The following is an 18986-nucleotide window of genomic DNA, read 5'->3' as shown; positions in this document are numbered from 1 at the left end:
AGCCGGTTGCCGAACGTGACCATCGACGACCCCGGCTGCGTCGCCAAGACATACCCGGCGTTCTGGGACGATCTGCGGGACCTGGGCGGCCGGTGGGAGGTCCCACGCGAGAGTGGTGAGCGCAGGTGAGCACGGTGATCGCGATCGACGGTCCCGCGGGGTCCGGCAAGTCGACGATCGCACGGGCGCTGGCCGAGCGGCTCGCCATCCCGCACGTCGACACCGGCGCGTACTACCGGGCGGCGACGCTGGCGGTGCTGCGCGCCGACGAGGACCCGACCGACGAAGCGGCGGTGCTCGCCGTCCTCGCCCGCTCGCACGTGGAGCGCAAGGACGACCGCACCCTGCTCAACGGTAGCGACGTCGAGGACGCCATCCGCACGGCGGCGGTCGACGCCGACGTGTCGGCTATCGCCGCCCACCCACGGGTGCGGGCGCACCTGGTCGAGCTGCAACGGGCGGCGGCCGGCGCTCGTGGGGCGGTGGTCGAGGGTCGTGACGCCGCGACGGTCGTCGTGCCCGACGCCACGCTGAAGGTGTGGCTGACCGCACCCGCACCGGTGCGCGCCGCCCGCCGTGCGGCGCAGCAGGGCACCGCCGACGCCGCGCAGATCAGCCAGATCGGCGATCGTCTGGCGTCGCGCGACCAGGCCGACCGGGACAACACCTACCGGGCGGGCGACGCCGTCGAGATCGACACCGGCGACCTGGGCATCGTCGCGGTCGTCGACCGCGTCGTCGCGCTGCTGCACCGCCATGGCTGAGTCGACCGCGCCACCGACGACCGCCTCCGTCCCCGTCGTCGCGGTGGTCGGGCGCCCCAACGTGGGCAAGTCGACGCTGGTCAACCGCCTGATCGGCCGGCGCGCGGCCATCACCGAGCAGAAGCCGGGCGTCACCCGCGACCGCACCGAGCACGCCACGACCTGGTCGGGCCGTCCGGTCACGCTGGTGGACACCGGCGGGTGGATCGCGTCCGGCGAGCGCGCCGACCGCCTGGACTCGCTGGTCGCCGCGCAGGCCGAGATCGCATCGACCGACGCCGATGTGGTGCTGTTCGTCGTCGACCTGACGGTGGGCGTCACCGAGGACGACGCCATGGTGGCGCGGTGGCTGCGCAACGTCGACGCGCCCGTCCTGCTGGTCGCGAACAAGGCCGATGAGCTGGGCAACCCGGCGGCGATACAGGCTCAGCTCGCGGAGCTGTACGCGCTCGGCATGGGTGAGCCGCAACCGGTCAGCGCACTGCACGGCCGCGGCTCGGGCGACCTGCTGGATGCGATCTTCGACCACCTGTCCGGCGCGCCGGCGCGCGAGCGGGCGCCGGAGCCCGCCGAGGTCAGCGTGGTCCTGCTGGGTCGGCCCAACGTCGGCAAGTCGTCGCTGTTCAACCGGCTGGCGGGCGAGGAGCGGGTGATCGTCGACGCCCGCCCAGGCACCACCCGGGACGCCATCGACACCGTGCTGCGCCTGCGGGGCGGCAGCACCACCTATCGCTTCGTCGACACCGCGGGACTGCGACGCCGGGCGCGACACGGCGACGCCACCGAGTACTACAGCACCGTGCGCACCGTCGACGCCCTGCACCGCGCCCAGGTGGCGCTGCTGATCACCGACGCCAGCGAGCCGATCGGCGAGCAGGACCAACGCCTCGCCCGGCAGGTGATCGACGCCGGTCGCGGCCTGGTGCTCATGCTCAACAAGTGGGACGCCGTCGACGAGGAACGCCGGGAGCGCATCGACCGCGAGCTCGACCGCCTGCTCGGCTTCACCGCGTTCGCCCCGCTGCTGCGGACCTCCGCCCACACCGGTCGGGGCCTGCGACCGCTGGGTTCGGTGATCGACCAGGTGCACGGGCAGTGGTCCCGGCGCATCCCCACCGGTCCGCTGAACCGCTGGCTCGCCGACGCGACCGCCGCGACCGCTCCGCCGATGGTCCACGGGCGCACGATCCGCCTGCGCTACGCCACCCAGGTCGAGGTCGGACCACCGACGTTCCGCATCTTCAGCAACGGGCCGGTGCCGCCGTCGTACGAGCGGTACCTCGAGCGCAGCCTGCGCGAGGCCTACGGGTTCATCGGCACGCCGCTGCGGGTCGGCATCCGGGTGCGCGAGCGCCGCGACCGGCGCGCCTGACCCCGATCAGACCCCGTCGGCGACCAGCACGGCGCGGGGGCCGACCTCGACACCGCCGGCGATCCGGGTCCCCGGCCCGACGATGCTGTCGGTGACCGTGGCGCCGTCGCCGATGCGGACGCCCGCCAGCACGATGGCGCCTGCCAGGAGCGCGTCGCGTCCGACGGTCGCGCCGGGACCCACGACGACCGGGGCGATCAGCGTCGCGTCGGCGTCGACGGTCGCCGTGCGGTGCACCGCGACACCGTCCGCCCTCCATTCGAGCGCGGCCGGCACGGGCCAGGCGCAACGGCGCTCGAGCACCGCCCGGTGGCCGTCACGGAACCGCTGCGGTGTGCCGAGGTCCTGCCAGTGGACGTCGTACGCCACGCCGCGGAGCAGCGCGCCGGCACGCAGCAGCCCGGGGAAGACATCGCGCTCGAACGACAGCGGGCCGTCGCCGGGGAACGGGTCGAACGCCGCGGCGTCGAGCACGTAGGTGCCCGCGTTGACGGTGTCGACGTCGGTCGTGCCCGGTGGGGGCTTCTCGATGAACGCCCGGATGCGCCCGTCATCGTCGCGTTCGATCACGCCGAAGCTCGAGGTGTCCTCCACCCGCGTCAGGGCGATCGTCGCGACGGCGCCGGCCTCGCGGTGGTGCTTGACGAGGTCCGCGTAGTCGAGGTCGGTCAGCACGTCGCCGTTGCACACGATGACGTCGGCCTCACCTGCGCCCCGCAGCAGTCGGCGAGCGGCACCGGCGGTGTCCAGTGGCCGTTCCTCGGTCAGGACGTCGACGGCGACACCGAGGCCGCGACCGGCCTCGACCAGCGGCGCGAAGGCGTCGGTCGCCTGGCCGACCAAGAGGTCGAGGTGGTCGACGCCGACGTCGGCCAGCCGGCGCAGCAGGCCGATCGCGTAGGGCCGGCCCATGAACTCGAGCATGGGCTTGGGGGTGGTGTTGGTGAGGGGACGGAGGCGCGTGCCGCCGCCGCCCGCCAGGATGACTGCTCGCATCGGCCCCACCGTAACGGACGGCGGGGACGAGCTCCGCATCGTGTGCGCGGTGGCAGCGCGCGGCAGGATGGTCCCGGTCTTGGGAACCCTCCTGGCGTTCAGCCGCCCGCACACGATCATCGGCACCACCCTCTCGGTGGTGGCGATCGCGGTGCTCGCGTCACTGCAGACCGGGATCTCACCCGGCGCGGGCCAGGTGCTCGCCGTGCTCGTCGGCAGCGTCGCAACCAACGTGTTCATCGTCGGGCTCAACCAGGTGACCGACGTCGAGATCGACCGCGTCAACAAGCCGTGGCTGCCGATCGCCTCCGGCGCGCTGTCGATGCGGACAGCCCGGCGGCTGGTGTGGGCGTCGCTGGCGCTGGCGGTCGGCCTCGGCCTGGTCGCCGGGCCGTGGGCGCTGGGGGCGTTCCTGCTCGGCGTCGCGGTTGGCGCCGTCTACTCGCTGCCGCCCCTGCGGCTGAAGCGCTTCGCGCTGTGGGCGGCGTTGTCGATCGCGGGAGTGCGCGGGCTGGTCGTCAACCTGCTGCTGTTCGTGCACTTCGTCACGGTCGCCGGGGCGCCCGCGGACCTGCCGCCGGTCATCGTCGCACTGACCGCGATCGTGCTGGCGCTGAGCTTGGCGATCGCCTGGTTCAAGGACATCCCCGACATGGACGGCGACCGCCGCTTCCGGGTCAGCACGCTGACGCTGCGCCTGGGTCCCCGCCGCGTGCTGACGCTCGGGTTGGTGGTGCTGGCGTTCGCGTACGGCGGCATCATCGTGGCCGGGCTCGTGGGTGTGCCGGGCCTGCACGGCGGCGTGCTGGCGCTGGCGCACGTGGCGGCGCTGGCCGTCCTGGTGGGTGCCAGCCTGCGGGTGGACCTGGCCGACCGCCCGTCGGTGGCACGCTTCTACCTGGTGGTGTGGGCGCTGTTCTACGCCGAGTACCTCGTGTTCCCGGCAGCGGGACTGTTGGCCTGAGCGAGCGGCACGCGGTCGCCCCGGGCAGAATTCGGGGAGCCTGGAGGCCCCAGGCACCGGGTGGACCTGCGGCGCCGGAACAACCTTGGAGCGGGTGTCGAAATCGGCCATCGTCGCGCGACCACCATCCGAGGCGGCCCGCACCCGGCGGGACGCACGCACACGGGAGTGATCACCATGAAGTACCTGTTGCTCATCGCCGAGGAGGAGGGCCTGCGCGCGGGGTGGTCCGAGGAGGACCAGCAGGCGGACATGCAGCGGTGGTTCGACTACACCAACGAGCTGCAGGAGTCCGGCGACTTCGTCGACGGGCGGGCGCTGACCGACTCGACGGCAGCGACGACGGTGCGGGTCCAGGGCGGCGAGACGCTGACCACCGACGGCCCCTTCGCCGAGACCAAGGAGGTCATCAACGGCTACTACCTGGTCGACGTCGACGACCTCGACGCGGCCATCGCCTGGGCGGCGAAGATCCCGACCTTCGGCGCGGTCGAGGTGCGGCCGGTGATCGAGTTCGACATGTCCGAGGCGTAGGAGTGCGACCGCCGACAGGCGGTCCCTGGGCCGTTGGGAACGCTGCGAGCCCGCGAGCAGCAGCGTGACCAGTGCCCAGCGGTCGTCCCACGGCGAGGCGCTCGGTGCCCATCGGCGCCTCGCCGAGACGTTCCGTGGCGAGTACGCACGGGTTCTGTCGGTGCTCGTGACGGAGCTGCGGGAGTTCGAGCTCGCCGAGGATGCACTGAGTGATGCCATGGCGGCGGCCGCAGAGCAGTGGCCGGCGCGCGGGATGCCCCGCGAGCCGGCCGGCTGGCTGCTGGCCGTTGCGCGGCGCCGGGCGATCGACCGCTTGCGCCGGCTCGGCACCGAACGACGCCGGGCACCGCTGCTGATCGTGCGCGAGGCGGAGGAGCCAACGGACGGCGAGCCGGAGGCGATCCCCGACGAACGGCTGCGCCTGCTGTTCACCGCCTGTCACCCCGCGCTGTCACGGGAGGCGCAGGTCGCGCTGACGCTGAGGGTCGTCGGCGGGCTCAGGACCGGGGAGATCGCACGGGCGTTCCTGGTGTCCGAGCCCACGATGGGGCAGCGGATCAGCCGGGCCAAGCGCAAGATCCGCGACGCCGGCATCCCCTACGCGGTACCGGACGCCGATGAGCTGCCGCCGCGCCTGGCCGGTGTGCGGGCGGTGGTGTACCTGATCTTCAACGAGGGTCACACGGCCACGGCAGGCTCCCGGCTGCAGCGGGTCGAGCTGCAGGACGAGGCGATCCGGCTCGCGACCCTCCTGCACCGGCGGATGCCCGAGGACGGCGAGCACGCCGGCCTGCTTGCCCTGCTGTTGCTGACCGCTGCCCGTGGCCCGGCCCGCTGGCATGACGGACGACCGGTACCGCTCGCCGAGCAGGACCGCCGGCTGTGGTATGGCGGGCGGATCGCACGTGGCCTCGTCCTCGTCGACGAGGGCCTGTCGCACGGTGCCGCCGGACCGTACCTGCTGCAGGCCGCGATCGCCGCCGTGCATGCGCGGGCGGCGTCCTACGCAGACACCGACTGGTCGGCCATCATCGGCTGGTACGACCTCCTCATCGGCACGTCGCCCGAGCCGGTGTTGCGGCTGAACCGGGCGGTGGCGCGCATGGAGCACGGCGACCTGGACGTCGCACTGGACGACATCGACGGCCTCGCCTCCCAGCTGGCGGGCTTCTCGCACTTCCATGCCGCCCGGGCCGAGGTGCTCACGCGGCTCGGCCGGGCCGATGCGGCCAGATCGGCTCTGACGGCTGCGATCGAGCTCACCGACAACGAGCCGCTGCGCGACGAGCTGGCGCGCCGCCTCGCGGGGTCGTAGACGCGGCGGTCGTCTCTCACGACCTTCAGACTGGGCGCGATGTCCAGCTCACGAGATCGCACACGACCCCTCGCGCGCCTGTGGCGCCACGCCGGCAGGTACCGTCGCCGTGTGATGGCGGCCGCGACGGCGTCCGTGCTGAACAAGACCTTCGACCTGGCGCCGCCGTTTCTGATCGGCGCCGCGGTCGACATCGTGGTGCTGGGCGAGGGATCCTTCTTCGGAGCCTGGCTCGGCATCGCCTCGCCACGGGACCAGCTGCTGGTCCTCGCGGCCGTGACCGTGGTCGTGTGGGTCCTTGAGTCGCTGTTCGAGTACCTGTTCCGCGTGCTGTGGCGCAACCTCGCCCAGGACGTGCAGCACGACCTGCGGCTCGAAGCGTACGCGCACGTCCAGGAGCTCGAGCTGCGCTATTTCGAGGACCGCCAGTCGGGCGGCCTGCTCGCGGTCCTCAACGACGACGTCAACCAGCTCGAGCGCTTCTCGACATCGGGGCGAACGAGATCCTCCAGCTGCTCACGACGGTCGTGCTGGTCGGCGCCGCGTTCGTCGTGTTCATCGGTGACCTGGCCCTCCTCGCGTTCCTCCCCGTCCCGGTCATCGTCTGGGGATCGATCCGCTTCCAGCACGCGCTGGAGCCGCGTTACGCGCTCGTGCGGGAGCGTGCCGGTGAGCTCAGTGCGACGCTGTCGAACAACCTGCAGGGCATCGCGACGATCAAGGCGTTCGCCGCCGAGCGGCGCGAGTCGGCCCGCATCGCGTCGGGCTCGCAGCGCTACGCCCAAGCCAACCGCGACGCCATCCGCCTGTCGAGTGCATTCGTGCCGCTGATCCGCATGGCGATCCTCGCCGGCTTCACGGCCATCCTCGTCCTCGGCGGCCTCCGAGCGCTGGACGGCCAGCTCGAGGTCGGCGTCTACTCGGTGCTCGTATTCATCACCCAGCGCCTGCTGTGGCCGCTGACCAGGCTCGGCGAGACGTTCGACCTGTACCAACGCGGCATGGCCTCGACCCGGCGCATCCTGGACCTGCTCGAGGAGACGCCCGACGTGGTCGCCGGCACCGACGTCCTGCCGCCACCGGTGCGTGGGGAGGTGACCTTCGAACAGGTCGACTTCGGGTATGACGACGGCGCACCCGTGCTGTCGGGGCTCGACCTGCACGTGCCGACCGGGCAGACCCACGCGCTCGTCGGCGCGACCGGCGCGGGCAAGTCGACGATCGTCAAGCTGCTGCTGCGGCTGTACGACCCCGACCGCGGCAGGGTGCTGCTCGACGGCGTCGACATCCGGACGCTGACGTTCGCCGGGCTGCGGGGCGTCATCGGTGTCGTGGGCCAGGACGTGTTCCTGTTCCACGGCACCGTCGGCGAGAACCTGCGCTTCGGCCGACCGGGCGCCACCGACGCCCAACTGCTGCGGTCGGCAGCCCTCGCAGAGGCCGACGGGTTCGTCGCCGCGCTGCCGCGGGGGTACGACACCGTCATCGGGGAGCGCGGGCAGAAGCTGTCAGGTGGACAGCGTCAGCGCCTGTCCATCGCCCGTGCGATCCTCACCGATCCGACGGTGTTCGTGCTCGACGAGGCGACGAGCGCGGTGGACAACGAGACCGAGGCGGCCATCCAGCGTCGCTCGAACGGGTGGCCTGTGACCGGACCTCGATCGTCATCGCGCACCGTCTGTCGACCATCCGCCACGCCGACCGCATCCATGTGCTCCACGACGGTCGCATCGTCGAGGCCGGCACCCATGACGCGTTGCTCGCAGCCGACGGGCGCTACGCGGCGCTGTGGCGGGTCCAGACAGGCGCGTCGTCGTCCGCGGAGGGCCGGATCGCGGGCCCCGGCGCCGCGATGAGCCGCGACCAGGGTGTCTGAGCGGACCACGAGGGGATGATGGACTGTTGCAGGAGCCCACGGAGGAGAGGTGACGCGTGGTCAACGATGCTGCGGCGTTCTCACTGCTCCAGCGCTTCGCGAGGACGTTGGTGCACCACTACGACCTCGACGAGGTCCTGACCGAGCTTGCTGGTGAGCTCACGGAGGTGCTCGAGGTCGCCGGTGCCGGGGTGATGCTGGCCGATGACAACCGCGACCTGCGCTTCGTGTCGTCGTCGGACCAGACGCTCAAGCACCTCGAGGACCTGCAGATCGAGCTCGACGAGGGTCCGTGCCTGTGGGCGTACCGCAGGGCGGAGCGGGTCATGGCCACCGACCTCCGTGACGACGACCGCTTTCCGGAGTTCGGCCCGCGTGCGGTCGAGGCCGGGATGCTGGCGGTCTTCAGCTACCCCCTGCGGTACGAGGAGCAGGTGTTCGGTGCGCTCAACCTGTACCGCAAGGAGCCGGGTGGCCTGGAGGAGCAGCAGGAGGAGCTCGGCGCCGCGTTCTCCGACGTGTCCACCCTCTACCTGATGCACGGGTCCGACGACGAGCGGCGCGAGCAGGTGAACCGTCAGCTGCAGGGCGCCCTTGACTCACGTGTGATCATCGAGCAGGCCAAGGGCTTCGTCGCGGCCACGTGTGGGACGACCGCCGCGGAGGGGTTCGAAATGCTACGTGACTACGCGCGCGGCAACGGCCGGCGGCTCCGGGAGGTCGCGACCGAGGTCGTCGAACGCCGGATCCGGGTCGACGACCTGCGCGTCGCTCGCCGTCAGTAGGGGTACCACCAGTCCTTCACGTCGCCGCTGAGGTCCCAGTGCACGTGCTTGGTCTCCTGGAACGACGCCAGGCCCTCCTCACCGAGCTCGCGTCCGCCTCCGGTCAGCTTCATCCCGCCGAACGGACCGGCGAAGTTGTCGGTCAGTGGATCATTGATCCACACCGTGCCGACCTTGACCTCCTCGAAGAAGCGCTTGATCAGCGTGGGGTCGCTGGAGCGCAGCGTGGCGCCGAGCCCCATCGTGCTGTCGTTGACGTAGGCGATCGCCTCGTCGATCCGGTCGTAGGCCATGATCGGCATGACCGGCCCGAAGGTCTCGTCGCGCATGATCACCATGTCGTGGTCGACGCCCGACACGACGGTGGGGGAGTAGAACCAGCCGCGATCCAGGCCCTCCGGCACCCCGCCACCGGTCACGACCGTGGCGCCACGGCCGACCGCGTCGTCGATGTGCGCGCCCACCTTGTCGCGGAACTGCTGGGCCGCCATGGGGCCCATGTCGACGTCGTTCTCTCTCGGGTCACCGACGCGGATCGTCTCGGCCCGCGCAGCGGCCGCCTCGACGAACTCGTCGTGCATCGCGGAGGGCACGTAGATGCGCTCCGCCGACGTGCAGACCTGCCCGGCGTTGAACAGCGCAGCGTAGGCCAGCGCCTCGACCGACTCGTCCACCGAGGCGTCGGGTGCAACGACGAACGCGTCCTTGCCGCCCAGCTCGAGGTGGGTGTGCTTCATCATCGGCGCGGCGACGCCGGCGATGCGCTGACCCGTCGCGACCGAGCCGGTCATGGCGATCACCGGCACATCGGGGTGGCGGACCAGGGCCTCGCCCGCGTCGGGGCCGTTCCCGGTCACGACGTTGACGACGCCGGGGGGCAGGTGGTCGAAGCACGAGCGGATCCACTCGAGCGTGGTCAGCGGGGTCAGCTCGCTGGGCTTGACCACGACGGTGTTGCCTGCCGCGAGCGCCGGCGCCAGCTTCCACGCGAGCAGCAGCAGCGGGAAGTTCCACGGGATGATCGCACCGACGACCCCGTACGGCTCCTTGAGCACCAGATTGAGCTGGGTGCGCGGCTCGCCGCTGGGCAGGACGCGGCCGCGGTTGTTGCGGGCGAGCTCGGCGTAGTAGCGCAGGGTCGTGCCGGACCACTCGACCTCCTCCTCCTGCTCCGGACGCGCCTTGCCCTGCTCGCGCAGCAGCCCGTCGACGAGGATGTCGGCCGTTGCCGCCGTCCGTGCCGCGGCCTCGTGCAGCATGTCGGCGCGCTCGTTCGCCGGTAGCCACCGCCACGTGTTGAACGCGTGGCGCGCCGCGTCGACCGCTCGGTCGACGTCGGCTGCCCCACACGCGGGGACGTGTCCGACCGCCTCTCCCGTCGCTGGGTCGTCGACGGTCAGCAGGTCGTCGGTGCTCGCGGCGGCGGCCCGCCCCTCGATCCACAGGTCGTGGGTGTCCCGGTCCATCAGTTGCTCCTTCGTCACCGGCGAGGCTCGACGCCGAGCTCACCGAGCAGATGGCGGTGCGGGTTGACCCGGCCGGTAGGCTCGGATCCGACCGACAGGACACGCACGCCGTCCCCGGCGAGCGCACGCATCCAGCCCGCGGCCATCTGCGAGCGCCCGGCGTCGTGGACACACGGGAACAGGACCGGGGGCGGGTCACCCATGCCGACTGCCTACCCCGCAGCAGTGTCCCGCTCACCCACGGCGGAGGACCGCAGCGAGGCGGCGAGGCGCTCGAAGCCTTCCTCAGGCGTCACGGTGGGACGGTAGCCGAGGTCGCGGCGCGCGGCGGTCAGGTCGAACCAGTGGCTGGTGGCCTGCTGGCGGGCGAGGTGGCGCGTCACCGGCGGCCTCCCCGCCCGCCGGGTCGCGCGCCAGACCGCTTCGCACACGGCGCCGAGCGCGTACGCGACGGCGAACGGCACGCTGCGGTGCTCGGGAGGCAGGCCGACGGCGGACAGGATGCCGTTGACCATCGTGGCGATCGGCAGCGGGTGGTCGGAGCCGATGAACAGCGCCCGCCCGGCGACCTGACGCTGCTCCGGTCCGGCCGGACCGACGAGCGCGTCGAGGGCGAGCACGTGCGCCGCGGCCGCGTCGTCGATGAACGTGGCGTCGACGACCGCAGCGCCGTGGTCCACCAGGCGCAGGCGACCGGCGCGGGCCCGCCGCAGGATCTCGGCGGTCAACTGGGTGTCGCCCGGCCCCCACACCAGGTGCGGCCGCAGCGCGACGGTCGCCAGCCCGTCGCCGTTGGCCGCCAGCACCAGCTGCTCGGCCCGTGCCTTGGTGGCAGGGTACGGCGCATCATGGCGTGCCGGGTACGGCAGCGATTCGTCCCCGCCGGCGATCGATCGGCCGTCGAACACGACGCTCGGGGTCGAGGTGTGGACCAGGTGGGCCACACCGCGCCGACGGCAGGCTGCGATCACGTTGGCGGTGCCCACGACGTTGGTGGCGACGTACGGCCCGGGATCCAGCGAGAAGTCGGCCTTCGCCGCGGTGTGGACGACCGCGTCGCAGCCGTCAACCGCACGCTCGACGGCGGTGAGGTCCGCCAGGTCGCCACGATGCACCTCGACGCCACGCGCGCGCAGGCGCGGGTAGTCGCCCCGCGAGAACGACCGCACCGCGTCGCCACGGTCGAGCAGGGCACGGACCACGGCGCCGCCGATCACGCCGCCGCCGCCGGTCACCAGAACGCGACGGCTCACCACGGACCTCCGCCGAACGCGCGGCGCCCGACCCACGTGACGCGGCTGTGCAGCCGGGCCGTCGCCCAGCGCGCCAGCTGCTCGTAGCCGATCTTGGCGTTGTGGCGCGCGTCGACCGGGATGCGGCGGCGCAGGAGTATCCGGTCGACGACCGCGCCGTGCGGGTGCGCGTCGAGCCTGGCCCGCAGCTCTGTGACCAGCCTGGCGCGCGTCCGTCGTGCGCCGGCCCGCCACGGCGCCGGCGTGGACGTCGTGGGCTGCACGACGAGCACCGGGCGCGTGGCGCCGGCACGGGCCACGCCCACGAGCGCAGCGCGCTGGACCTGCGGATGGTCGAGCACGAGCTGTTCTACCGGCAGGGGGTCGATCGGGCCGGTGGCCGTCAGGACGCGGTGGACCGTGCGACCGCAGAACCACAGGCGACCGTCGGTGTCGAGCCACGCCAGGTCACCCGTGCGATGCGCCGTCCGCCCGTCCCACGTGGTCTTGGCGCGGGCGGTCGTCCCGGGACGTCCCGCATACGCCTCGGTCACCTGTGGCCCCCGAACCACGAGCTCGCCGACACATCCGTCCGGCAGACCGTCGTCGGCGGTGATCCTGGCGACCGGCCGGTCGTCGACGTCGATCACCAGCACATCGGTGTCCGGCACCGGTGCGCCCACGCACACGCCGCGCGGCGGGTCGAGCAGGGTCGCGGTTGCGCGGAGCTCGTCGCCCCCGGTCACGCAGATCGGCAGCACCTCGGTCATGCCGTAGGGCGTCGTGACCGCCGCCCCCGCAGGCAGCAGTGACGTGATGGCGTCGACGACGTGACCGGGCACGGGTGCACCCGAGGACAGGACCAGGCGCAGCGACGGCAGGGGCCGGCCGTTGGCGGCGAGCGCCGCGAGCAGGGCGGGCGAGGCGAACAGCAGGTCGGCGCGGTGCTCGGCGATCAGGTCACGCAGGTGATCGGGATCGGCCGCCGCGGGACGGGTGAAGTCCATGTCGGGCAGCACCGTGGTCTGGCCGAGCGCCGGTCCGAACAGCGCGAACGGCGGGAACGTCGCGATGGTGACCTCGCCGGGCTCCAGGTCGTACGTCGTGCGCAGGGTCGTCATTGTCGCGGACAGGTGTGGATGCCGGTGGACGACCGCCTTCGGCGCACCCGTCGATCCGGACGTGAACAGCAGTGCGGCCTCGTGGTCCGGACGCTGCGGCGTCCATGCCATGTGGTCACCGGGCGTCCGGGCACGCCGTTCCAGCTGCACCAGGCTCGCCGCGCCGGCTCCGCCGACCAGGCGCGGCGCACGTGTCGACGCGGTCACGACGAGGTGTCGCGCTGTGGGCGCCCACCGGAGCACACGCCGGGCGAGGTGCGCGCGATCGGAGCCGACGAACGCCTCCGCCGCGATCTCGTGCAGGGCGGCCCCGATGCGGCGGACGCCGATGCCCGGGTCGATGAGCACGGGCACCGCGCCGCGGGCCAGCAGGGCGAAGGCCGCCACGACGAAGTCCGGCCCGGGTGGTGTCAACAGCACCGTGCGCATGCCCCGTCGGATGCCGTGGGTCGCCAGGCCGGCCGCGGCGCGCGTGACCCGGTCCAGCAGCGCGGCGAAGGTCAGGGTGTCGCCGTCGGCGAGCACCAGGGCCCGCCGGTCCGGTGCCTCGTGCGCCGCCGTGACCAGGCCTGCGAGCAGTGCGGGCAGGGTGTCGACACCACCCGGCCGGACCTGATCGGGTGCGGTCATGGGTGATCGACCGTCCACCGCGTCCGCGCGAGGAACGCCGCGATCATCGGGACCGTCTCAGGTGCGTCCTCGAGGACCAGGTGGCCGGCGTCGCCGATGGCGTGCACCTCCGCCGCGGGCAGGCGGCGCCGCCACTCATCGAGGATCGGCGGCCCCAGGACAGGATCACGCATGCCCCAGACGATGAGGGTCGGACGGTCGGCCAACCGGTGCAGCTCCGCGTCGGTCTCGGCCAGCAGCGCATGCGTGGGGCCACGCGGTGCCGCCGGCACGTCTCGGACGAACCGCAGGACCGCGGTCCTGCGGTGCCAGGAGTCGTAGGGCGCGCGGTAGGCGCGGCGCACCGGCGCCGGCAGGCGCTGCCGGCGTGCACCGATCCACAACGTGCCGCGGACGAAGGCGTTGAGACCGCAGACCAGCACCTCGCCGAGGCACGGGACGCGGAAGGGGCGCAGCAGCCATGGGAACCGGAGCCGGTCGGGCACCGGGAACACCGCGGTGTTCAGCACCACCAGGCGTCCGACCCGGTGTGGCTGACGCGTCGCCCACGCCAACGCGATCGCACCCCCCCAGTCGTGGACCACCAGGGTGGCCGGCCGGCTGATGCCGACGCCGACGTGGTCCATCAGGTCGCTGAAGTCGGCGACGCGGGCGGCGAGGTCGAACCCGTAGTGACGCTCGGACGGCATGTCGGACCGACCCATGCCGAGGTGGTCGGGGACGATGACCCGGTGGTCGGTGGACAGCGCGCGTAACAGCCTGCGGTAGTGGAACGACCAGGTGGGGTTGCCGTGGACGCACACGACCGCCGGCCCAGTGCCCTCGTCGACGTAGCGCAGCATGCCGTCCGCCGTGGCGTAGACCCGCGACGCGGGCAGCGCCAGATCGTCGCCGGCTGCAGCTGAGGTCATTGGCGGTCCGGTCGGACGTCCCCACCACGTCGGCTCACCACAGCACCTCGGCCATCGCGCAGTTCAGGCCGCTGCCGATCCCCAGCAGCCCAAGGCGGTCACCCGGCGTCAGGCGACCGGCGTCGGCCTCCTTGGACCACGTGATGATCAGCCCGGCGGGTCCGATGTTGCCGTACGACGGATACAGCAGCGGGATGCGGTCCTGCCGCAGACTCAGCGCGGCGGTCACCGAACGCGTGTGTGCGCGGCTCACCTGGTGGATGAACGCGGCGTCGAGCGTGCCGGTGTCCCATCCGAAGACGTCGACCGCGTCCTGCCAGGTGTCCTTCGCCAGCGCGAGCCCCGCGGTCAGCAGGCCCGTGGCATCGGTGCGCATGTCGTCCGGCTGACCCTGGCACAGCTCGTGGTGCTCGGTCGCGGCGCGCGAGACGACGCCTCGGAACGGATGGCCGTCCTCGGCCAGGTCCTGCCGCGACAGCAGCATGGCGGCTGCGCCGGAGCCCAACGTCAAGGTCGCGTACGACGCGCGAAACAGGTCGCGGTCGCAGGACGGGTCTGCCAGACGGGCGATGGTCGACTCGACGACGAAGCGGGCGCTCTCGCCGTCGACGACGATGCCATGGTCGATGTCGCCCCGCTCGATCATCGCGGCCGTCAGCGCCATGCCGTTGATGAACCCGAGGCAGGCGTTACCGACGTCGAAGTTGAGCGCCTCCGCAGGCAGCCCGAGCTTGTGGTGGACGATGCACGCCGTCGACGGTTCGAGCCAGTCGCGGTCCACGCTGGTGTTGATCACCGCGCCGATGTCCCGGCGGTCGATCCCGATGTCGGCCAGGAGCTTGCCCCCGGCCATCGCGGCCGCGTCGCTCGGCTTCGTGCCCTCGTCCCAGTAGCGGCGCGCGTTGATGCCCGCGAGCCCCGTCAGCGTGCCCGCCGGCATGCGGAGCCTCGTCATGGTCTCCGCCAGGCGGGATTCGATGTCCTCGCTGGTGATGACGTGTGGTGCGTCGACGTGGGCCACGCCTGCGACGACAACGTTGGAGAACTGCTGGGAACGGGCCACACATCATCCTTCGCTGCCTGTGGACGCGGTGTCCACCAACCACAGATGGTATGTGCCACGTGATGCGTGTGACGCGTGACGCGCCTGCCCGAGGCGCGTGCCGCAGACCCGCGGTGACGTCGTCACGTTCCGCGGTCAGCGGGCGTCCCCTGCGCGGTCAGCGGGCGTCCCCTGCGCGGTGGCCGTCGTCGGTCCTCGGGCTGCCCGTGACCCGCGGCGTCGGAGTCACCGCTCACGAGCGGCACGGCGGGGACCTGAGCGCGGGCAGCGGTCCGCACCGCGCGGACGGATGGGGCGGGGCCCCGCGTGCCGGCGGTCGCTGCCGCTGGCGGGGGTGGGTCGGGATGCCCGGATTTGAACCGGGGATCTCCGGTCCCCCAGACCGGTCCCGACCGTCCCCGCCGTTCACCAATTATCCCTACCTGAGCGGCTGACCAGCGCGTTCATGGTCACACCGGTGTAACCCGGTACCCGCTGTACCCGTCTGTCGTCACGCGCCCGGTAGCACACGGGTAGCTCGACGCGTCCGCGGCCCTCCGCCCGCCGTCCTGTCAACGCGCACAGATCAGCGCCCCGGCGCATGCAGGACCAGACCCGGGGCCGGCCCACACTACGGAGGTGTGGACATGGCAAGTCAAACACAGAACCACGAACGCATGCTCGACGAGACCGAGATCAACCGGTTGATGACCCGCGTCGACGACGAGGGCGCCGCGGTCGAACGCCGCAGCCGCCTCATAGGCACGCTCAGCCGGCTGCTGTTGCACCTGCAGCAGGCGGACGACCCGAGAGACGTCGACGTGCTCGAGGCCGAGATGAACACGATCGACGAGATCCTCGACGGTCGGCCGGTCGCATGAACGCCGCGGAACCGCTCAGAGCACCGCAAGGCGCGCACGGCTGGTCACCGCACACCGGATGGCTGTACTCGCCTGACGAGCTAGCCGAGCGGGTGGACGGCGACGCCTACGTGCTCAAGTTCCCAGCGACGGCATGCTGCGCGGCGTGACCGACCACGATCCCGCACCGTTGCGGGCGTTGGTACGCGTCGAGGTCGACATGACCGAGATTGTCGAACGTCTTGACGATCTCGGGGACACGGTCGCCGGGTTGGACGCCGCGGAGGCGGGTGACAAGGCGGAGGTGATGGTGCGGTTGCGTGTGCTGGCGGACCGCGTCGCCGCACTCGAACACACCACTCAGCAAATGGGACACTGTCACATTTGAGGCGCAAGACGCGCGTGAGGTGTCTCGAAACGCCCTGAGACGGCGTTCTACGGACTCGTGGACCCCGTCGGTGGGGACGGGCGGCGGGGTCCACGCGTGTCACGTCGGGACGTGACGGTGAACCTACCGGACGGCCTCTTGTGGTGGGCGGAGACCTTCGCGGCGACGCCCGTCGACGCTGTTGACGAACCGTATGTTCACGGGCACTCCTGGACACGTTGTCCTGCACCTGCTGATGTCATGAGCGGACCCCTCGTCGTTGGCTGACGGGGATCTCGCTGTTGACAGACTTTCGGCGGGTGGAAGGGCATCTGCACGCCTGAGGCTTCTCGCGGTCAGGCTGCCAGCCAGACCTCAGCGACATGCAGCGGAATCGGAGGCGTTACGCAGGCGACGCGGCTAGTCCGTATTCACCTCGTCGGTAGAACATCAGGGCCGGCATGGCGAGGAAGCCGATGATGCAGTACAGCCCGCACTGTGCCCCCTTGACCACGTCGAACAAGGCCAGACAGACGAACGGGATCACAGGAACAGCCATGACCGCCGCCATTTCGTACGCGCTTCTGCGGCTATGCCCGCGGCGTCGCATCCACGGGACCATCGGCACGCTCATGCCGATGGCGACCGCAAGCAACGCGTGGACGGGATAGTAGACCAGTGCCTGTTCCCAGGTGATCTCGTCGATGGCCAGGTTGAGGACAACCATCAAGACGAACGCTGCCGCGAACATCCCGACGACCATCACGGCGGTCATCTCGAGAAGGTGCCGCATGAAGTGACGCCACGGGTGATGCGGAGTCGAGGCTGCCAGCTCGCCCGCTGTGCGGCTCGAGCGTTGGTCCTCGATTGGCGGATCTCTCAGGGGTGTGCTCATTATTATCTCACCTTCCTCGGGTGTCTGCTCCAAGGCGCATCCGGGCCGCGCGAGACAGCGGCCCGCGATGCTCTTGGGCTATTGGTGGATCGCTGCGCGAGCGCGGCGCTCTTTGGACCGACGTACCGCCGTCGCGATGCCCCAGCCGCACAAGACGCAGCAGGCGACTATCGCGATGACCCGCAGGGCGATTACCATTGCTGACCACCCCCCTCGCCGGCACAAGGCCCGGAGGCTGATGGTTTGCACCGGCTCAGCGTTAGGACGTGAACTTACGTTCGCATCCGGCGCGCTGTATCACCAGTGCCGTTCGGCACGTGGCGTCCGGGCCGGTGTTGGCGAGCCGATCGGCCGACTTCCGTGTTCTCCCAAGCGGCGGGTCGTCGCCCGTCGGACGCGGATGCGTCAGAGATCGGCCGGGAGACCAGTGCGGCATACAACAGCATTTCCATCTACCAACGGGTCCAGGTTGAGGTGGGACTTCACCCGACCGCCAGCGTTTCCAGTGCGCCAAACCGCTGACCAGGGATGGTGGGTGTCCGAGACCATGGGGCCATTCGTGTCGGGTCCATCGGCGCCGCAATACCGGGTCGCAGGTCCCAGAAATGCGGGTTTTCGAAGTTAGGAACCTGGGTGATCGGGGTGGTCCGGTCGTGGTTGCGTCGCGAAGGGCCTGAAACTCTCCGAAACTCGCGGTTGTCCAAGACCGAGCTATGCAAATGCGCCGCGACGGTGCGCCGCGATCAGCCGCGCCGAAGGCGACCAGTGGGGGCTCACGCACTGTCCGGCCGGCCGGTGTCGCGATGGACGCACCGTCGGGTAGCTTGTCGGGTCCTGAGCCCGCGCGACTGCCACCCGGTCGGCGGGTTCAATCCATTCCGAACATGGATCGCTAGCACGATGACGCGTACCGGGGCCACACACTCGCGACAGCCGCGGCGGTGCGCGTACTGCGGCGACATCATGCCACCGGGACGTCCGCCGACCGCCAGGCCGAGCAAAGTGACCGGGCGCCGATGAAGCCGGCCCCGGTCCTGGCCACGATCTGCACAAGGAAGATCACAGCATGAACGTTGAACCACGCACACCAGACCACGACGAGACCGACGACGACAGCCCGGCCTACCTGCCCGGGGAACGCGACTGGTACCGCAACGAGTTGCACCGCCCCGATGCCGCGCTCACCGCGATCCGCGCCGTCGTGACCGCCGGTGACGGCCGGTGACGGTCGAAGGGCTCGTGGAGTTGGTGATCAGATCGTTGGCCGAGGAACACGACATCGTCGACGTCCACCTCGGGCACTCCTCGTACCCGGATCGGGTGCCGCTGGTCGTCGTCGACCGCGACGCCCGGAGGTGGCGGCTGCTGGTGATGGTCGAACCGTGGGCCGCGCCGGCGTGACCCGCCTCGTCGAGTTCGTCGGCCGGTGGCCGCGCACCACCGCATGGGGTGTGGGTTCATCGTCGCGTTTGCGGTGGCCGTCGATCTCATGACCTGACGGAACGCAGCGCATGCGAAGCGTTTTGAGGCCGGCCGGTGTCGCGATGGACGCAGGGTCGGGTAGCTTGCCGGGTCCTGAGCCCGCGCGGCTAGCACTCGGTCGGCGGGTTCAATCCATCCCGGAAGATGGATGGTTGGCACGATGACGCGTACCGGGGCAGCACACTCGCAACAACCGGGGGCGGTGTGCGTACTGCGGCGGCGTCATGCCACCTGGACGTCCGCCGACAGCGAAACGATGCTCGTGGATGTGCACCATCCGCGCCGCCGGCGGCGTCGACCCGCCCGGGGTTCGCCGGTGCCCGACGTGCGGTGCGACGATCGGATCGACGACGCATGCGAACCGCGTCTACTGC

19 protein-coding genes and 1 tRNA gene are annotated in these 18986 nt (G+C 71.3%); 11 read left to right on the top strand and 9 right to left on the bottom strand.

Annotated elements, in window-relative coordinates:
• The first annotated feature begins 125 nt into the window (after positions 1-125).
• Entirely contained in the window at positions 126-764 is a 639-nt protein-coding gene (gene cmk, locus VK923_06560) for a (d)CMP kinase (protein HSJ44325.1), read from the top strand.
• Entirely contained in the window at positions 757-2136 is a 1380-nt protein-coding gene (gene der, locus VK923_06555; GenBank protein HSJ44324.1) for a ribosome biogenesis GTPase Der, read from the top strand. The genes cmk and der overlap by 8 nt, the downstream gene beginning before the upstream one ends.
• Before the next feature lie 6 nt (positions 2137-2142).
• Here the strand turns inward: der and VK923_06550 are convergent, their stop codons facing one another.
• Complete coding sequence (locus tag VK923_06550; protein ID HSJ44323.1) at positions 2143-3132, bottom strand: NDP-sugar synthase; 990 nt, start codon at positions 3130-3132, stop codon at positions 2143-2145.
• Here VK923_06550 and VK923_06545 point away from each other — a divergent pair.
• The 5 genes from VK923_06545 to VK923_06525 all read left to right on the top strand — a co-directional run bounded on the left by VK923_06545 (position 3047) and on the right by VK923_06525 (position 8606).
• Positions 3047-4096, top strand: a complete 1050-nt coding sequence (locus tag VK923_06545; protein HSJ44322.1) for a homogentisate phytyltransferase — start codon at positions 3047-3049, stop codon at positions 4094-4096. The two genes, VK923_06550 and VK923_06545, sit on opposite strands and share 86 nt — an antisense overlap.
• 177 nt (positions 4097-4273) lie before the next feature.
• A complete protein-coding gene (locus VK923_06540; GenBank protein HSJ44321.1) occupies positions 4274-4630 on the top strand; it encodes a YciI family protein in 357 nt (118 codons plus the stop codon).
• 64 nt (positions 4631-4694) lie between these two features.
• Positions 4695-5945, top strand: a complete 1251-nt coding sequence (locus tag VK923_06535) for a DUF6596 domain-containing protein (GenBank protein HSJ44320.1) — start codon at positions 4695-4697, stop codon at positions 5943-5945.
• 332 nt (positions 5946-6277) lie between these two features.
• Positions 6278-7801: an ABC transporter ATP-binding protein gene (locus VK923_06530; protein HSJ44319.1), complete on the top strand. Its 1524-nt coding sequence runs from the start codon at positions 6278-6280 to the stop codon at positions 7799-7801.
• A 76-nt stretch (positions 7802-7877) separates the two neighbouring features.
• Positions 7878-8606 (top strand): GAF and ANTAR domain-containing protein, encoded by a 729-nt coding sequence (locus VK923_06525; GenBank protein HSJ44318.1) that lies wholly within the window; start codon positions 7878-7880, stop codon positions 8604-8606.
• On the opposite strand, the gene VK923_06520 is transcribed toward VK923_06525, so the two are convergent.
• From VK923_06520 to VK923_06490, 7 genes are all read right to left on the bottom strand, one after another.
• Positions 8600-10072: an aldehyde dehydrogenase family protein gene (locus VK923_06520; protein ID HSJ44317.1), complete on the bottom strand. Its 1473-nt coding sequence runs from the start codon at positions 10070-10072 to the stop codon at positions 8600-8602. The genes VK923_06525 and VK923_06520 overlap by 7 nt on opposite strands.
• Positions 10073-10086: 14 nt before the next feature.
• The gene (locus VK923_06515; protein HSJ44316.1) at positions 10087-10275 is read right to left on the bottom strand and encodes a hypothetical protein; all 189 of its coding nucleotides are present in this window, start codon (positions 10273-10275) and stop codon (positions 10087-10089) included.
• A gap of 9 nt (positions 10276-10284) precedes the next feature.
• Entirely contained in the window at positions 10285-11325 is a 1041-nt protein-coding gene (locus tag VK923_06510; GenBank protein ID HSJ44315.1) for an NAD-dependent epimerase/dehydratase family protein, read from the bottom strand.
• Positions 11322-13055, bottom strand: coding sequence for a fatty acid CoA ligase family protein (locus VK923_06505; GenBank protein HSJ44314.1), 1734 nt, complete (start codon positions 13053-13055; stop codon positions 11322-11324). Before VK923_06505 ends, VK923_06510 begins: the two co-directional genes overlap by 4 nt.
• Positions 13052-13966: an alpha/beta fold hydrolase gene (locus tag VK923_06500; GenBank protein ID HSJ44313.1), complete on the bottom strand. Its 915-nt coding sequence runs from the start codon at positions 13964-13966 to the stop codon at positions 13052-13054. Before VK923_06500 ends, VK923_06505 begins: the two co-directional genes overlap by 4 nt.
• 34 nt (positions 13967-14000) lie before the next feature.
• The gene (locus tag VK923_06495) at positions 14001-15029 is read right to left on the bottom strand and encodes a 3-oxoacyl-ACP synthase III (GenBank protein HSJ44312.1); all 1029 of its coding nucleotides are present in this window, start codon (positions 15027-15029) and stop codon (positions 14001-14003) included.
• Between the two features lie 340 nt (positions 15030-15369).
• Positions 15370-15448: transfer RNA gene (locus VK923_06490), tRNA-Leu, on the bottom strand.
• Positions 15449-15655: 207 nt separating this feature from the next.
• On the opposite strand from VK923_06490, the gene VK923_06485 reads away from it, so the two are divergent.
• Both VK923_06485 and VK923_06480 read left to right on the top strand, forming a co-directional pair.
• The gene (locus tag VK923_06485; GenBank protein ID HSJ44311.1) at positions 15656-15889 is read left to right on the top strand and encodes a hypothetical protein; all 234 of its coding nucleotides are present in this window, start codon (positions 15656-15658) and stop codon (positions 15887-15889) included.
• Between the two features lie 145 nt (positions 15890-16034).
• Positions 16035-16256 (top strand): hypothetical protein, encoded by a 222-nt coding sequence (locus tag VK923_06480; protein HSJ44310.1) that lies wholly within the window; start codon positions 16035-16037, stop codon positions 16254-16256.
• A gap of 382 nt (positions 16257-16638) precedes the next feature.
• Here the strand turns inward: VK923_06480 and VK923_06475 are convergent, their stop codons facing one another.
• Positions 16639-17130 (bottom strand): hypothetical protein, encoded by a 492-nt coding sequence (locus VK923_06475; protein HSJ44309.1) that lies wholly within the window; start codon positions 17128-17130, stop codon positions 16639-16641.
• A gap of 1066 nt (positions 17131-18196) precedes the next feature.
• Here VK923_06475 and VK923_06470 point away from each other — a divergent pair.
• Both VK923_06470 and VK923_06465 read left to right on the top strand, forming a co-directional pair.
• Entirely contained in the window at positions 18197-18355 is a 159-nt protein-coding gene (locus VK923_06470; GenBank protein ID HSJ44308.1) for a hypothetical protein, read from the top strand.
• Positions 18352-18531, top strand: coding sequence for a hypothetical protein (locus VK923_06465; protein HSJ44307.1), 180 nt, complete (start codon positions 18352-18354; stop codon positions 18529-18531). The genes VK923_06470 and VK923_06465 overlap by 4 nt, the downstream gene beginning before the upstream one ends.
• Positions 18532-18986 lie beyond the last annotated feature (455 nt).

It is taken from the genome of Euzebyales bacterium (assembly GCA_035461305.1).
Taxonomy (GTDB): Bacteria; Actinomycetota; Nitriliruptoria; order Euzebyales; family JAHELV01; genus JAHELV01.
This window is presented reverse-complemented; position numbering and strand designations above follow the sequence as displayed.

Coding starts and splice junctions, on each gene's coding strand:
- der (HSJ44324.1), top strand. CDS start 757: ATGGCTGAGTCGACCGCGCCACCGACGACCGCCTCCGTCCCCGTCGTC.
- VK923_06545 (HSJ44322.1), top strand. CDS start 3,047: ATGAACTCGAGCATGGGCTTGGGGGTGGTGTTGGTGAGGGGACGGAGG.
- VK923_06550 (HSJ44323.1), bottom strand. CDS start 3,132: ATGCGAGCAGTCATCCTGGCGGGCGGCGGCGGCACGCGCCTCCGTCCC.
- VK923_06540 (HSJ44321.1), top strand. CDS start 4,274: ATGAAGTACCTGTTGCTCATCGCCGAGGAGGAGGGCCTGCGCGCGGGG.
- VK923_06520 (HSJ44317.1), bottom strand. CDS start 10,072: ATGGACCGGGACACCCACGACCTGTGGATCGAGGGGCGGGCCGCCGCC.
- VK923_06515 (HSJ44316.1), bottom strand. CDS start 10,275: ATGGGTGACCCGCCCCCGGTCCTGTTCCCGTGTGTCCACGACGCCGGG.
- VK923_06505 (HSJ44314.1), bottom strand. CDS start 13,055: ATGACCGCACCCGATCAGGTCCGGCCGGGTGGTGTCGACACCCTGCCC.
- VK923_06500 (HSJ44313.1), bottom strand. CDS start 13,966: ATGACCTCAGCTGCAGCCGGCGACGATCTGGCGCTGCCCGCGTCGCGG.
- VK923_06485 (HSJ44311.1), top strand. CDS start 15,656: ATGGCAAGTCAAACACAGAACCACGAACGCATGCTCGACGAGACCGAG.
- VK923_06475 (HSJ44309.1), bottom strand. CDS start 17,130: ATGAGCACACCCCTGAGAGATCCGCCAATCGAGGACCAACGCTCGAGC.
- VK923_06470 (HSJ44308.1), top strand. CDS start 18,197: ATGAACGTTGAACCACGCACACCAGACCACGACGAGACCGACGACGAC.